This window comes from Streptomyces sp. CNZ301, assembly GCF_004217425.1.
The window spans coordinates 255,629-270,291 of the sequence record NZ_SHLG01000001.1 but is presented as its reverse complement, the minus strand read 5'-3'; the positions used below and the strand labels follow the sequence as shown (position 1 = coordinate 270,291).

Genomic DNA, 14,663 nt, shown 5'->3' with positions numbered 1-14,663 from the left:
CGCCCGAAAGGCACGGAGAACACCGCTTCTGGGAGCGGTGAACTCAACTGGCTCCTCGACGAGTTGGTCCAGCGTGTCGGCAGCATCAGCAAAGCTCTCGTACTCTCCGGCGACGGGCTGCCCCGCGGAGCGTCCCAGGACCTGACGCGGGAGGACGGCGAGCACCTGGCCGCTGTCGCCTCGGGCTTCCACAGCCTCGCCAAGGGCGTCGGCCGCCACTTCGACGTCGGCGGTGTGCGGCAGACGGTCGTCGAACTGGAGGAGGCGTTCCTCTTCGTCACCGCAGCAGGCGACGGCAGCTGCCTCGCCGTGGTCGCCGACGCCGACGCCGACGTCGGACTGATCGCTTACGAGATGACTCTCCTGGTCAAGAGGGTCGGTGTGCACCTGGGCACCGCACCCCGGTCGAGCCCGCCCAGCCACGCCGGTGGCAGTTGACGGGATCTGAACGGAACACAGTGATGACGGACCGGTGGTTCGACGACGCCGCAGGGCCTGTGGTGCGGCCGTACGCCATGACGCGCGGCCGCACCCGCAGCAGCTCCGAGGAGGCACGACTCGACCTCATCGCACTCGTGATCGCCCAGAGCCGGGACGGTGAAGGGGACGCGAAGCCCCCGGAGCACGGCGGCGAGGGCGACGAGAATCACGAGGGCGCGACCGGTGAGGAGACCGGCGGCGGCTCGCACGACAACGCAGACGTGTTCGCGGACAACTCACTTGCCCCGGAACACGTCGACATCGTCGTCCAGTGCCGCCGGGCTCCGCAGTCCGTCGCCGAACTCTCCGCCGAACTCGACCTTCCCGTCGGCGTCGTACGCGTTCTCATCGGGGACCTCATCGACGCGGACTGGGTCCGCGTCAGCCGGCCCGTCCCTCCGGCGGAACTGCCGGACGAAAGCATTCTCAGAGAGGTAATCGATGGCCTTCGGGCGCTCTAAGCGAGGCGCCGCCGCGGCGTCGCCGGCCGAACCCGTGACACTGAAGCTGCTTGTGGCCGGCGGCTTCGGCGTCGGCAAGACGACCCTCGTCGGCTCCGTCAGCGAGATCAAGCCGCTGCGTACGGAGGAGACACTCACCGAGGCGGGACGTCCGGTGGACGACACGGCGGGGGTGGAGGCGAAGACCACCACCACCGTCGCGATGGACTTCGGCCGCATCACCATCAACGAGGCGTTGGTGCTCTACCTGTTCGGTACGCCCGGCCAGGACCGGTTCTGGTTCCTGTGGGACGAGCTGGCGCAGGGCGCGCTGGGGGCCGTCGTCCTCGTCGACACGCGGCGGCTGGAGGACAGCTTCGCCGGCATCGACTACTTCGAGCGCCGCAAAATCCCCTTCACCGTCGCCGTCAACCACTTCGACGGCGCGGAGATCTACCCTCCAGAGGCCATCCGCGAGGCGCTCGACCTCGACGCCGAGGTGCCGGTGCTGGTGTGCGACGCCCGGCGCCGCGACTCCGTCCGTGACGTTCTCGTCTCGGTCGTCGAGCACGCCAGGCGCCGTGCCATCGCCGCACAGCAGGCGGCGCCCCGCCCCGCCCCGGTGCGCTGAACCCACCGGAACGGAACGGGGCGCCTGCGCGCCGCGGTGCTCCCGGCCGCGTGCTGCGGCGGCCGTGAGCCGGGTTCAGCCGGTCACTCGCCGTCCTCCACCCAGCCGAAGCTGCGCTGCACCGCCTTGCGCCAGTTGTGGTACTCGCGCTCCCGCGTCTCCTCGTCCATCTGCGGGGTCCACTCCGCGTCGCGCTTCCAGTGGCTGCTCAGCTCGTCGAGGTCCGACCAGACTCCCGTCGCCAGTCCCGCGGCGTAGGCCGCGCCGAGGCAGGTCGTCTCCGCGACCACCGGCCGGATCACCGGCACTCCGAGCACGTCCGCCTGGTGCCGCATCAGCAGATTGTTCGCCGTCATCCCGCCGTCGACCTTCAGACTCGTGATGTGGACGCCGGAGTCCTGGTACATCGCGTCCACGACCTCACGCGTCTGCCAGCTGGTCGCCTCCAGCACGGCCCGCGCCAGGTGTGCCTTGGTGACGTACCGGGTCAGCCCCGCCACGACTCCGCGTGCGTCGGAACGCCAGTACGGAGCGAAGAGTCCCGAGAAGGCCGGGACGATGTACGCACCGCCGTTGTCCTCGACGCTCGCGGCGAGCGTCTCGATCTCCGCCGCCTCCCTGATGATTCCGAGCTGGTCGCGGAACCACTGGACGAGGGCTCCGGTGATCGCGATGGACCCTTCGAGGCAGTACGTCGGGGCGTCACCGCCGAGCTGGTAGGCCATCGTCGTCAGCAGGCCGTTCTTGCTGGACACCGGCCGCTGCCCGGTGTTCAGGAGCAGGAAGGACCCGGTTCCGTAGGTGTTCTTGGCCTCGCCGACGTCGTAGCACGTCTGCCCGAACAACGCCGCGTGCTGGTCACCCAGCGCCGACGCCACCGGTACCCCGGCGATCTGGCCGTGTGCGGTGCCGTACACCTCGGCCGAGGACTTGATCTCGGGCAGGACGGCCGCGGGCACGTTCATGGCGTCCAGGATGGACTGGTCCCACTGGAGGGTCTCCAGGTTCATCAGCATCGTGCGCCCGGCGTTGGTGACGTCGGTGACGTGCACACCGCCGTCCTTGCCGCCCGTGAGGTTCCAGATCAGCCAGGAGTCGATGGTGCCGAAGGCGATCTCCCCGGCCTCGGCCCGCTGCCGCAGCCCGGGCACGTTGTCGAGCAGCCAGGCCACCTTGGGGCCGGCGAAGTAGCTGGCCAGGGGCAGGCCCGTACGGTCGCGGAAACGGTCCTGCCCATCGGCGCCACCCAGCTCGGTGCACAGCGTGGCGGTGCGGGTGTCCTGCCAGACGACGGCGTTGTGCACCGGCTTTCCGGTCTTCCGCTCCCACAGGACGGTGGTCTCGCGCTGGTTGGTGATGCCCAGCGCGCTCAGCTGGTCCGCACGCAGACCGGCCTTGGCAATGGCCCCGGCCACCACGGCCTGCACCTTGGACCAGATCTCGGTGGCGTCGTGCTCCACCCAGCCTGGCTTGGGGAAGATCTGGCGGTGCTCGCGCTGGTCGACGGCTACGGGGGCGCCGTCCTGGTTGAAGATGATGCAGCGGCTTGACGTGGTGCCTTGGTCGATCGCTGCGACGAACTTGTCCGACATGATCGCGTCCCTTGTCCGAACCGGAGTGCTGGCGAGTCTCCGGGCTCTTGGGCCCGGGGTCAGAAGGCGAGTTTGAGGATGCCTGCGGCTATGACGGCCCCGACGAGCGGTCCCGCGACCGGGACCCAGGAGTAACCCCGGTCCGACCCGCCCTTGTTGGGGATCGGCAGCAACACGTGGGCTATGCGTGGCCCCAGGTCACGGGTGGGGTTGACGGCGTACCCCGTCGGGCCGCCGAGTGACAGCCCGATGCCGACGACGAGCAGCGTGACGATGAGGACCTGCGTGCCCGTCCTGGCGAGCGCCGTGGTCGCACCGAAGGCGAGGATCGGCAGAACCAGCGCGATGGTCGCGACTGTCTCGGTGGCGAGATTGGCGGCCGGGTTGCGCACCTCGGGGATGGTCGAGAAGTTGCCCAGCCTTCCCTGGGCGAACTCGGGGTCGGCGTTGGCGGCGAATTGCGCGTAGTAGGCCACCCACACCAGGACGGCGCCGATCATGGCCCCGAGTATCTGGGAGCCTATGTAGAGCGGCACCTTGCTCCAGTCGCCGGACTCGACGGCGAGCCCCGCGGTCACCGCGGGATTGATGTGCCCGCCGGAGAGAGGCAGCGCCGTGCAGGCACCGGCGAGTACGCCGAAGCCCCAGCCGAAAGCGATGACGACCCGGCCGGAAGCGGCAGCCTTGTGGAAGCGGAGATTGACGGCGGCACAGACACCGGCTCCGAACAGGATGAGAATCGCCGTTCCGTTGACCTCGCCCGCGAAGATGTCCGTGTTGGAGAACTGGCTCATGACGGCTCCCTTGTCCCTTGGCGGGGCGGACGCCCCGGACGATCCTTCGGGATGGTGCTGATCTGGCACGGAGCCGGCGCCAGGGCAGAGGGCCGCTGATCACGGTCCGGCGCGCCAGCCCGCCCGGTCTCCGTGACGAGCGTGTCGGCAGTGATCATCGCAGCTGAGGGACCGTCAAGGGCACTGACATCATGGACGTGCGGGGTGTGGAGGTCATCGACATCGCCGTCGTGTCGGAGTGATCAGCTCCGTATTTCCCCCGGATTCCGGGCCCCTCACCACCACGCTGAGCGGCTGTTCCGGATGTTCCGGTGGGCGCCTCCGCCCTGCCGCGACGAGGCGCGAGACGTGGGGCCGACGGCGGCAGGGGGACCGCCCGGTGCCGGACGCGGCAGGCAGGGAGGGCGCGGGAGCGAGCCGGGCCGGCTGATCGCCGAGGGGCCCGTCCTGCCCCGAGTGCGCCCGGCCCTGTCGTGCAAGCGCCCTCGCAGCACGCGGGAAAATGCCCTCGAAGGGCCCGGGAAGCGTCCCCGAAGGGCCCGGGCGGTGCGGGGCGGAGGGACGCCACCGTTGACACCGGTGCAGGTCAGCCGGAGACTCCCGCCAGCGACCATGAACGGAAATTCGTCTGGCGAACATGGTCTTGCCCGCTGTGTCCGGCGGCCCTGTTGCCCGTGCCCTGGCGGTGAGACCTCGCACCCGGACTGCACTCACCTCGGGAGGACCCGCCATGACCATCCACCGTGACCTGCTCATCGGCGGTCAGGAAACTCCCGCCGTCTCCGGACGCGCGGCACAGGACCACAACCCGTACACCGGCGAGGTGTACGCCACGGTCGCCGCGGGCGGTCCGGAGGACGTGCGCAGCGCGGTCGCGGCCGCCGACGCCGCGTTCCCCGCCTGGTCGGCCACGGGGCCCTCCGAGCGCCGCGCGGTTCTCCTCAGGGCCGCGGACATCCTGGACTCCCGGGCCGAGGACGCCGCGACGTACATGGCGCAGGAAGCCGGAGGCAGCCGGCCCTGGGCGCTGTTCAACGTGCAGCTGGCATCCGGCATGCTCCGCGAGGCGGCCGCCGCGGTCAGCGCACCCCGGGGCGAGGTCCTCACGGCGCAGGACGGCGAGACGCTGAGCCTCGCGGTGCGTGAACCCGTGGGTGTGGTGGCCGCGTTCGCGCCGTGGAACGCCCCGGTGATCCTCGGCACCCGCGCCGTCGCCGCTCCGCTGGCCGCGGGGAACACCGTCGTCGTCAAGCCCAGCGAGGACGCTCCGCTGTCCTGCGGCTACTTCGTGGCGGACGTCCTGCGGGAGGCCGGCCTGCCGGACGGTGTGCTCAACGTCGTCAGCAACGCACCCGAGGACGCCGCCGAGGTGGCCGAGGCGCTGATCGCCGAACCCGCTGTCCGCGCTGTCAACTTCACCGGCTCGACCGGGGTCGGACGTCTCATCGGCAATCTCGCTGCGCAGCATCTCAAGCCCGCCGTACTGGAGTTGGGCGGCAAGAACTCCGTCATCGTCCTCGACGACGCCGACGTGGACTACGCGGTCGACGCCGCGACGTTCGCGGTGTTCATGAACGCCGGGCAGATCTGCATGTCGGGTGACCGGATCCTCGTGCACGAGTCGCTGGCGGAGGAGTTCACCCGGAAGTTCACGGCGAAGGTCGCAGCCCTGCCGCACGGCGGTCCGGAGGAACCCACCACCGTCATAGGCCCGTTGGTCAGCGCGGCCTCGGCGGACCGCGTGGCGGCACTCGTCCAGGACGCCGTCGGCAAGGGTGCCGAAGTGCTCACCGGGGGAGGGGCGCCGGAGAACGCCGTGCACCCGGCCACCGTGCTCACCGGCGTCACGCCCGGCATGGAGCTGTACCACGGCGAAGCGTTCGGACCGGTCTGTGCACTCGCCACCTTCACCGACGACGACGAGGCCGTCGCCCTGGCCAACGACACGGAACACGGCCTGACGTGCGGCATCATCACGGAGAACGGCACGCACGGCCTGTCCGTCGCGCGCCGCATACGCACCGGCATCGTGCACGTGGGCGACCAGTCCGTGGCGGACGAGCCTCAGGTGCCGTTCGGCGGCTTCAAGGCCTCGGGGTACGGGCGGTTCGGCGGCCGCTGGGGCATCGAGGCGTTCAGCAACACCCGTTGGGTCACCGTGGCGGCCAGGCACGCTCACTACCCCTTCTGAGCACGGAGGATCTCACCGCCGTCCCGTCCGGTCACGGATCCGTGACCGGACGATCACAGGCGCGCACGCCCTGCACCGGGCAGAACCGCCGCAGGGCCCGTGCCGTCCTCGACGGCAGGACGGCGGCAGGGGATCCACGGGGGTGGTGCCGTGCCGCCGTCCTGTCTCGTCGGTGCAGCGCAACCGGGCGGCCGGGGCTTGGGCGGCCCGACTGCCGTGCCCTCAGTGAGAGTTGAGCGCGCGGCGCCAGACAGGGAAGTCGAAGTAGGTGTCGGGAAAGGTCTCCTCGGTGAGCGTGTAGTGCCACCACTCCTCGGGGAGATTGGTAAACCCGGCCTTGTCCATCGTGTCCTTCAGCAGCATCCGGTTGGCACGCTGTTGGCCCTTGATGCGGGGGTCGGCGGTGTGCGAGAGAGTGTCGAAGCAGTCGTAACCGGTGCCCATGTCGATGGAGTTGTCCGGGAAACGCACATCCCTGGGCGCGAAGCAGGACACCAGCGGTTCGCCCGGCCGGTAGGGACGCGTCGGCTGCGCAGGCAGCCGCACAAGGGTGAGATCGACCGTACTGCCTCTGCTGTGGCCCGACTTCTCCGCTATGTAGCCGTCCTCGAACAGGCGGTCCTTCTCCACGCGCGGATAGAACTCGTCCTTCATCCGCTCGTCGTCCAGGTCCTTGGCCCATTCCACGAAGTGGTCGACGGCCCGCTGCGGGCGGTAACAGTCGTACACCTTCAGGGAATAGCCCCTCTTGAGGACGGACCGCTGTGCCGCCTTCAGCGCCTCCGCCGTGTCGCGGGTGACGATGCACATGCCCTGCCGGTAGCCGTGCACCCGGTCGCCGACGAAGTTGTGCCGCGTCCGGTAGCGCATCTCCTGCAGGACGGAGGGAGCGACGTCGCGCAGCGCGACGAACTCCTCGGGAGCGGAAGGGCCTTGGTGCCTCCCGGTACCGGGAGCACCGGCAGAGCTGCCGGTCGCTGCGGAGGCCGAAGGCGCCGCGGGCACGAGAGTCGCCAGGGAGAGCAGCGCGGCAGTGAGAGCCGTGCGGCTGAATGATCCTCTGAATGCTGCCATGGCCATTCGTCTATCAGCCGCGCACCCGTACCGGGTAGCCCGCGGGAGCCCCGTCTTCCCGGGTCACCACCGTGGTGTCCTCGCGCCGCACGACGGTGAACCGCTCGGCGGGCACCGGGCGGTCCGCGCCGCCGGCGCCGCGGTCGCGGATGACAAGTCCCTTGCCCCGGCGTCCCGGTGCGGGCGTCCATACCTCCAGTTCCAGGTTCCCGTCCGCTCCGGTCACCGGCACCGCCGCGCCGGCCCGCGCGAGAACGGGGACGCGCGAGAGCGGGGCGTCGAGCAGGACCTCGCCCGGCCCTTCGTGCACCTCGCCCGTGACCGTCTCGTACCAGCGTCCGTACGGCAGCCGCACCGCACGTCGTCGCGTGCCCTCCTCCATGACGGGCGCCACCAGCAGCGCGTCACCCAGCAGGAAGGCGTCACCGCAGTCCCGCAGCGGACGCTCGCGGGGATGCTGCCACCACAGGGGGCGCACGTACGGTGCCCCCGTGCGGTGGGCGACATGCGCCAGCGTGGTGAAGTAGGGACGCAGCCGCTCGCGTTCGGCCATCGCGGCCGCACAGCCCTCCAGTACCTCGCGGCCGAACGCCCAAGGCTGCCGCGGCCCGCTGCCCTTGGCGCCGTGTGCGTGGAAGTGCGGGTACCAGGCGGCGAGTTGGAACCACCGCAGATACAGCTCAGCGGACGGGGTGCCGGTCGATCCGCCGATCCCCGGGCCCGAATACGGCACACCGCACAGCCCCAGCCCTATGACCAGGGACAGCGACGCGCGCAGCCCTTCCCACCCGGTGGGGACCTCGCCGCCCCAGGTGCCGCCGTCGCGCTGCATGCCGGCCCAGCCCGAGGACACCAGGGCGAACCCGCCGCTGGTGCGCGCGCCGCCTCGGACGTCTGCGCCGGTGCTGGTGCAGGTGCCGGTGCTGTTCCCCGGTGCCTCGCTCACGGCGGCGGGTTCGCTCACCGCGGGTTCGGCCGGTTCGGCCCGTTCGGCCGTCACCCTTGAAGCGGGGGCTACCAGTTCCACGCCGCCGGTCCCCAACTCGGCTGCCAGGCGCTCCAGATCGGCCGGACTCCCGCCCTCGCCCGAGAGGAGCCGGCGCCCGGAAGGACCGTCCTCCTCCAAGCGCAGGGCGCGCAAAGGCAGTTCACGTTCCCGGTAGCCCGCGACCGCCTCCCGTGCCCGTCGGCACCCCAAGTGGTGTCCCGAGTACTGATGGCCGAGCGCCCAGCCGGGCGGCAGCGCCGGAGCCCCCGTCAGCCGCGCCCAGCTGTGCAGCACGCGGGCCGGCGGGCCCGCGATCACCCAGTAGCGCAAGGGTCCGCCGTCCATGCGGATCTCGCTGCGCCCGGGCCGGTCGTGCCCCGATCCTCTGCCTTCCACGCCTTCCCGGACCGTCACCCGGCCCTCTCCCGGGTTGTCGTGGAAGACCAGGTGTGTCCCGGCGTCCGCCACGACCAGCTGCACCGGCATGGTGATGCGGGGCACACCGCTCTCCCGGTCCGCGTCCGGTCGGGCACCGTCCCATGCGCGCAGCCGGTACGAGCCGTTCGGCAGCGGCGGCCCGCACGCATGCCCGCCGAGCCCGAAGAAGCGGGCGTCGGCGGCCACTTGGGAGCGCTGCATCCAGCGGCCGTCCGACGGGGACGGCATCGCTCCCTGCTCCGGCGGCGCCGCAGGCCCTACGTCCTCGGCCGGCTCCTCACCAGCCACCGCACCCGCAGCCGCTCCGCCCCCGTTCTCGCTGGCTTCGCCGTACTCCCCGTTGCCCCGGGCGAGTTGCTGCCGCGCGCCGAAGGCCGGCTCCGCGGCCGCCTCCCACCAGCGCGGCGGCAGATCCCTGCGGAGCAGTTCACCGCCCGGAGTACGTACCTCCACGGTGCCGTGCCGGGAGACCGTCACAAGGAGCCGTTCGGAGACCACCCGCCACCCGCCGTCCTTGTCGGGCTCCAGCACCGCCCGCGTGTCCGGCCCGGGAGCCGGTCCGGCCAGCGCCGGCGACGGGCTCGGCTGTGCACCGTCCCAGCCGAGGAAGACGGCTCCGCCCACCGCCACCTGTACCGAGAGGGACGAGCGCCCGAACCGGACCACTCCGCCCCCCGGCCGTGCCAGCGCCCCGCTCGCCGGACCGGGTACACGAGCCCGCTCGGCCCCGTTGCACTGCCGCCGGTCGGCCGCCGCACGCCGGCGCCCCCACGAGGAGAGCCCCGGCCGCGCCCGCCAGACCGCGCCCGCCGCCCTCAACGTCCCCACCAGGCCACGCCCATCCATGCTGTTCAGAGTGCCAGCGGGGTGGGGCGGCAGTCAGCGGCGTTCAACTGGAGTTCACCCAGGGACCATCCGCTCGTGCCGTGCGCCCCTGCGCCTTCACGTACACCCCCGTCGACATGTGGTGCGTGCGCCCGTGCCTCTCACTGTCGAAGCATGGTCCCGCCACATTCGCAGCGAGATTGGCATGTGGTGTGCGCCCTGGCGTGAGCGATGACCGCATGGCATCGTCCTGACCAGCCACACGTACGCCCGCCAGGCGTGCCGCCAGCCCAAACGGACCGGGAGCCGCCATGACCACAGCGCACAGCACACCGCAGCCGCAGCCCGTCGCGCCGGAACCCCTCTGGCAGCCGGACTCGGACCGCGTGGCTGGCGCCAGGATCACGCGCTTCCAGGCATGGGCCGCCGAGCACCACGGTGCGCCGGCCGTCGTCCCCGGCGACCCGGAGGCGAGCTACGCCGCGCTGCACCGCTGGTCCGTGGAGGAGCTGACGGCCTTCTGGAAGGCGGTCACCGAGTGGTTCGACGTCCGCTTCTCGGCCCCGTACGACACGGTGCTCTCCGACTCCTCGATGCCCGGAGCCGAATGGTTCCCCGGAGCGAAGCTCAACTACGCGGAGCACGCGCTGCGTACCGCGGAGGACCCGGCACGCGTGGACGAGCCGGCTCTGCTGCACGTCGACGAGGAGCACGAGCCCCGTCCCGTCACCTGGCGCGAACTGCGGCGCCAGGTGGGCTCCCTCTCCGCCGAGCTGCGCCGCCTGGGAGTAGGCCCCGGCGACCGGGTCAGCGGTTACCTGCCCAACATCCCCGAGGCGGTGGTGGCGCTGCTCGCGACCGCCGCCGTCGGCGCGGTGTGGACCTCGTGCGCGCCCGACTTCGGAGCCCGCAGCGTGCTGGACCGTTTCCAGCAGGTCGAGCCGGCCGCACTGTTCGCGGTGGACGGGTACCGCTACGGCGGCAAGGAACACGACCGCCGCGGGACCGTGGCCGAGCTGCGCGGCGAACTGCCCAGTCTGCGCGCGGTCGTTCACGTCCCCCTGCTCGGCACGCCCGCCCCCGAGGGGACGCTCGAATGGTCCGCGCTCACAGGCTCCGCGGACATCGAACCCGTCTTCGAGCAGGTGCCCTTCGCGCATCCGCTGTGGGTCCTGTACTCCTCGGGAACCACCGGGCTGCCCAAGGCCATCGTGCAGTCCCAGGGCGGCATCCTCCTGGAACACCTCAAGCAGCTCGGACTGCACTGCGACACCGGCCCCGGTGACCGCTTCTTCTGGTACACCTCCACGGGCTGGATGATGTGGAACTTCCTCATCTCCGGGCTGCTGACCGGCTCCACCGTCGTCACCTACGACGGCAGCCCCGGCCACCCGGACATGAACGCCCAGTGGAACGTGGCCGCCCGCACGGGCACGACCTTCTTCGGCACGTCGGCGGCGTACATCATGGGATGCCGCAAGGCCGACATCCATCCCGGCCGCGACCTGGACCTCTCCCGCGTCAAGTGTGTCGCCACCACCGGCTCGCCCCTGCCGCCCGACGGCTTCCGCTGGATCCACGACGAGGTCTCCGACGACATGTGGATCGCCTCGGTCAGCGGCGGCACCGACGTGTGCAGCTGCTTCGCCGGCGCCGTCCCCACACTCCCCGTGCACACGGGTGAACTGCAGGCCCCTTCGCTCGCAACGGACCTGCAGTCGTGGGACCCGCAGGGCAAACCGCTCACCGACGAGGTCGGCGAGCTCGTCGTCGCACGCCCCATGCCCTCCATGCCCATCCGCTTCTGGAACGACCCCGACGGGACGCGCTACCGGGAGAGCTACTTCGAGATGTTCCCTGGCGTCTGGCGGCACGGCGACTGGATCACGCTCACCGGACGCAACACCGTCGTCATCCATGGCCGTTCGGACTCCACGCTCAACCGACAGGGCGTCCGCATGGGTTCGGCCGACATCTACGAGGCCGTCGAGCGCCTGCCCGAGATCCGTGAATCCCTCGTCATCGGAGTCGAAAAGCCCGACGGCGGTTACTGGATGCCGCTCTTCGTCCACCTCAGCGAGGGAGCCGTGCTCGACGCCGCACTGCGTGACCGCATCAAGCGCACCATCCGCGAGGGGCTCTCGCCCCGCCACGTGCCCGACGAGATCATTCAGATCGACGGCGTGCCGCACACCCTCACCGGAAAGCGTCTCGAAGTCCCCGTCAAGCGACTCCTTCAGGGCGCCAGCCTCGACAAGGCCGTCAACCCCGGCTCCGTCGACGACGTCGAACTGCTCCGCTTCTACGAACGGCTGGCCCAGGAGCGCGAGGGCTGACCGGCCCGGCCGGGGCGCCACTGTCAGACCCCCTGATTACGGTGAGTGACCAAGTGATCCGTACGGTCCGAGGGGGAGCCCATGGCACACACCAGAAGCCGCAAGCGCGGCCGGCGCCGCATCCTGCGCCGCGAAGCACCGAACATCGTCCCGGTAGTGGCCGACGAGGCGCACTTCGCCCGCATGCGCAGCTACCGCACGTTCGCCTTCGACGATCACCGGAACTATCTGCACCAACTGGAAGGGCTCCTCCGCTCGCTGACGGCGGACCAAGTGCACGCCCGTCTCGCGCTGTTCGACGCGGTCGACTACGAGCTGTTCTGCCAGGAGCAGCGGCTCGACCCGGACAGCGCGGCGAGCCGCAGCCGCTACGTCGCGGAAGTCGCCACGACCGGCACCACCGTCCCGTACGGAGGGCAGGCCCTGGGCCGTCTGCTGTCCGAGCTCCGTGACGCACACGCCTGCCGTCTCACCTGGCAGGCCGGGGTGGAGATCCTGGCTCGGGCGGGATCGTGCGGCCGGTGCGGCAGCGACATCGGAAGGGCGGCATTCGACCGGGCCGCGCGGGCAGTGGGCGCGGTCCTCGAAGCCGGGGGCTCAGGGGTTCACCATCTGGTGGCCAGCGTCGCGGTCGCCGGCTCACCCCTCGTCACCGCACTGGATGTGCGGCGCAACGCCGACGGCGCCCTCGACGCCCACGAGTCCGCGGTGCTCGCGCTGACCACCGCCCTCGCCGCGGGCATCGCCACCGGCAGCGACGGAGGCCTTGTGCTGCGTACGGAATCAGACGGCCTGCGCACGGCAGCCGGCAGCGCGCAGGCCGCCGTCTCCCACACCGGCGGTGACGAGCAGACGCCGCGAGACGTGGTGCGCGGCTGGCGGCTCGACCGCTCCGCTTGCTGGCTCCGGCCGCTGAGCGCCGCCGAGGTCTTCGCCGCGTACTGCACGGACCCGGCCACCCGGGAACCCGTGGCCCCCGAGCCCGGCGTCGAGTACGCCCCTGGTCATGCCCTTCCGCATCCGGGAGGTGAACTGCACTGCTGACCGGACCTCTTGACGGAACCGGGAATGCGCGGGCCCGCCCGGTGGCACCGGCACCGGCACCGCAGCAGGTGTTCGCCAGTGCTCTCAGGGCGGTGGCGGCGCCTGGCCGCACGCCACGCCTGCGTTCGGCTCACTCGCCGGAGAGCACCGCCTGGGCAGCGATGCGCGAATCGTGCGCGCTGTCGGCGGCCCGCGCTGCGGCGCCGGCGCGTTCGCACTGCGCCAGCGTGTGCTTCGCGAGGGTGGCCCGCACATACGGAATGGAGGCGGCGCCCATCGACAGGCTGGTCACGCCCAGGCCCGTCAGCACGCAGGCCAGCAGCGGATCCGCGGCCGCCTCGCCGCACACGCCGCAGCTCTTCCCCTCCGCGGCCGCGGCCTCGGTGGCGAGCGCGACCAGGTCCAGCAGCGCCGGCTGCCAAGGGTCCTGCAACCGGGAGACCGCGCCCACCTGACGGTCCGCGGCGAAGGTGTACTGCGCGAGATCGTTCGTACCCAGCGAGAGGAACTCCACCTCCTTCAGCACCGACCGGGCACGCAGCGCCGCCGAGGGCACCTCCACCATCACCCCGCACTTGGCCGCGAGGCCCGCCTCCCGGCAGGCCGAGGCGAAGGCCCTGGCGTCGGCGCGGTCGGCCACCATGGGGGCCATCACTTCGAGAGAGAGGGGCAACCCCTCCGCCGCCTTCGCAAGCGCAGCGAGCTGCCCTTGGAGCACCTCGGGGTGGTCGAGCAGCGTACGCAGACCGCGGACACCGAGCGCGGGGTTGGGTTCCTCGCCGGGATTGAGGAACTCCAGCGGCTTGTCGGCCCCGGCATCCAGGACACGCACGACGACACGCCCCTCGGGGAATGCCTCGAACACCTGCCTGTATACGGTGGCCTGCTTCTCCTCGGAGGGCGCCCTCGTACTGTCGTCGAGGAAGAGGAACTCGGTACGGAACAGCCCGACTCCCTCCGCCCCGGCCTCGACCGCGGCGCTCACGTCGGAGGGCCCGCCGATGTTCGCCAGCAGCGGCACCTTGTGGCCGTCGGATGTCACACCGGGTCCCTTCGCGCCGTCCAGCGCAGCCTTCCGCTCCTCGGCTTCCCGGGCCAGCCGGGCCTGTTCGGCCTCACTGGGGGAGACGCGCACAGTCCCGGAGCTGCCGTCGACCGCGATCACGGTCCCCTCAGCCACCTCGCACGCACCCGCCAGCGCCACGACGGCGGGCACCCCCAGGGCCCGGGCGAGAATGGCACTGTGGCTGGTCGGCCCGCCCTCCTCCGTGACGAAGCCGAGTACGAGCGCCGGATCCAGCAGCGCGGTGTCTGCGGGAGCCAGATCACGGGCGACGAGGACGAACGGCCGGTCGCTGTCGGGCACGCCAGGCATCGGTACACCCATCAGGCGCGCGACGATGCGATTCCGCACGTCGTCCAGATCCGCCACGCGCCCGGCCAGGTATTCGCCGGCGGCGGCCAGAAGGGCCCGGTAGGAGGCGAAGGCGTCGTAGACGGCACGTTCCGCCGTGCTCCCCACGGCGACGCGGCGTTCCACGTCGGCCAGCAGTTCGGGGTCCTGGGCCATCATGGCCTGCGCCTCCAGCACGGCCTGTGCCTCGCCGCCCGCCAGATTCCCGCGGGCGATCAGGTCATTGGCCACAGCCTCGACGGAACGCCGTGCCCGCTGTTGTTCCCGCGGTGCCTCGGATTCGGAGATCTGCCGGGCGGGCGGCTCCATGACGGCCGTGCCCATGTGCCGTACTTCGCCGATCGCCACTCCGTGGCTTACGCCGACGCCTCGAAGGGTTGTGTCCATCTCACTCATCTCCGGTTGCTGCGGTGGCG

At 71.2% G+C, this 14,663-nt stretch carries 10 protein-coding genes and 1 pseudogene; 6 read left to right on the top strand and 5 right to left on the bottom strand.

All coding sequences use genetic code 11. The features are described 5' to 3' along the window. Positions 1 to 3: 3 nt before the first annotated feature. The 3 genes and pseudogenes from EV375_RS01220 to EV375_RS01210 form a co-directional block, all read left to right on the top strand. Positions 4 to 438: pseudogene (locus EV375_RS01220) on the top strand (roadblock/LC7 domain-containing protein); the annotation flags it as partial. A gap of 23 nt (positions 439 to 461) precedes the next feature. Continuing rightward, complete coding sequence (locus EV375_RS01215; protein ID WP_130297776.1) at positions 462 to 941, top strand: DUF742 domain-containing protein; 480 nt, start codon at positions 462 to 464, stop codon at positions 939 to 941. Next, a complete protein-coding gene (locus EV375_RS01210; RefSeq protein ID WP_130297775.1) occupies positions 922 to 1,551 on the top strand; it encodes a GTP-binding protein in 630 nt (209 codons plus the stop codon). The genes EV375_RS01215 and EV375_RS01210 overlap by 20 nt, the downstream gene beginning before the upstream one ends. A gap of 83 nt (positions 1,552 to 1,634) precedes the next feature. Here EV375_RS01210 and glpK read toward each other — a convergent pair whose 3' ends face one another. Together glpK and EV375_RS01200 are read right to left on the bottom strand one after the other, a co-directional pair. Continuing rightward, complete coding sequence (gene glpK / locus EV375_RS01205; protein WP_130297774.1) at positions 1,635 to 3,143, bottom strand: glycerol kinase GlpK; 1,509 nt, start codon at positions 3,141 to 3,143, stop codon at positions 1,635 to 1,637. A 59-nt stretch (positions 3,144 to 3,202) separates the two neighbouring features. Next, the gene (locus EV375_RS01200; RefSeq protein ID WP_130297773.1) at positions 3,203 to 3,937 is read right to left on the bottom strand and encodes an MIP/aquaporin family protein; all 735 of its coding nucleotides are present in this window, start codon (positions 3,935 to 3,937) and stop codon (positions 3,203 to 3,205) included. 730 nt (positions 3,938 to 4,667) lie between these two features. On the opposite strand from EV375_RS01200, the gene EV375_RS01195 reads away from it, so the two are divergent. Then, a complete protein-coding gene (locus EV375_RS01195) occupies positions 4,668 to 6,128 on the top strand; it encodes an aldehyde dehydrogenase family protein (protein WP_130297772.1) in 1,461 nt (486 codons plus the stop codon). A 222-nt stretch (positions 6,129 to 6,350) separates the two neighbouring features. Here EV375_RS01195 and EV375_RS01190 read toward each other — a convergent pair whose 3' ends face one another. Next, complete coding sequence (locus EV375_RS01190; RefSeq protein WP_165434664.1) at positions 6,351 to 7,202, bottom strand: M15 family metallopeptidase; 852 nt, start codon at positions 7,200 to 7,202, stop codon at positions 6,351 to 6,353. A gap of 13 nt (positions 7,203 to 7,215) precedes the next feature. Beyond that, the gene (locus EV375_RS01185; RefSeq protein WP_130297770.1) at positions 7,216 to 9,474 is read right to left on the bottom strand and encodes a TIM-barrel domain-containing protein; all 2,259 of its coding nucleotides are present in this window, start codon (positions 9,472 to 9,474) and stop codon (positions 7,216 to 7,218) included. Between the two features lie 290 nt (positions 9,475 to 9,764). Here EV375_RS01185 and EV375_RS01180 point away from each other — a divergent pair, with 290 nt between their 5' ends. Both EV375_RS01180 and EV375_RS01175 read left to right on the top strand, forming a co-directional pair. Further along, positions 9,765 to 11,789 (top strand): acetoacetate--CoA ligase, encoded by a 2,025-nt coding sequence (locus tag EV375_RS01180; protein ID WP_130297769.1) that lies wholly within the window; start codon positions 9,765 to 9,767, stop codon positions 11,787 to 11,789. An 81-nt stretch (positions 11,790 to 11,870) separates the two neighbouring features. Further along, entirely contained in the window at positions 11,871 to 12,833 is a 963-nt protein-coding gene (locus EV375_RS01175; protein ID WP_130297768.1) for a hypothetical protein, read from the top strand. A 130-nt stretch (positions 12,834 to 12,963) separates the two neighbouring features. Here EV375_RS01175 and ptsP read toward each other — a convergent pair whose 3' ends face one another. Beyond that, positions 12,964 to 14,634: a phosphoenolpyruvate--protein phosphotransferase gene (ptsP, locus tag EV375_RS01170; RefSeq protein ID WP_130297767.1), complete on the bottom strand. Its 1,671-nt coding sequence runs from the start codon at positions 14,632 to 14,634 to the stop codon at positions 12,964 to 12,966. Positions 14,635 to 14,663: the final 29 nt, after the last annotated feature.

What these genes read in the sequence shown, in the direction of transcription:
- EV375_RS01200 (WP_130297773.1), bottom strand. Translation starts at nt 3,937, where the DNA reads ATGAGCCAGTTCTCCAACACGGACATCTTCGCGGGCGAGGTCAACGGA.
- EV375_RS01195 (WP_130297772.1), top strand. Translation starts at nt 4,668, where the DNA reads ATGACCATCCACCGTGACCTGCTCATCGGCGGTCAGGAAACTCCCGCC.
- glpK (WP_130297774.1), bottom strand. Translation starts at nt 3,143, where the DNA reads ATGTCGGACAAGTTCGTCGCAGCGATCGACCAAGGCACCACGTCAAGC.
- EV375_RS01175 (WP_130297768.1), top strand. Translation starts at nt 11,871, where the DNA reads ATGGCACACACCAGAAGCCGCAAGCGCGGCCGGCGCCGCATCCTGCGC.
- EV375_RS01215 (WP_130297776.1), top strand. Translation starts at nt 462, where the DNA reads ATGACGGACCGGTGGTTCGACGACGCCGCAGGGCCTGTGGTGCGGCCG.
- ptsP (WP_130297767.1), bottom strand. Translation starts at nt 14,634, where the DNA reads ATGGACACAACCCTTCGAGGCGTCGGCGTAAGCCACGGAGTGGCGATC.
- EV375_RS01180 (WP_130297769.1), top strand. Translation starts at nt 9,765, where the DNA reads ATGACCACAGCGCACAGCACACCGCAGCCGCAGCCCGTCGCGCCGGAA.
- EV375_RS01185 (WP_130297770.1), bottom strand. Translation starts at nt 9,474, where the DNA reads ATGGATGGGCGTGGCCTGGTGGGGACGTTGAGGGCGGCGGGCGCGGTC.
- EV375_RS01190 (WP_165434664.1), bottom strand. Translation starts at nt 7,202, where the DNA reads ATGGCAGCATTCAGAGGATCATTCAGCCGCACGGCTCTCACTGCCGCG.
- EV375_RS01210 (WP_130297775.1), top strand. Translation starts at nt 922, where the DNA reads ATGGCCTTCGGGCGCTCTAAGCGAGGCGCCGCCGCGGCGTCGCCGGCC.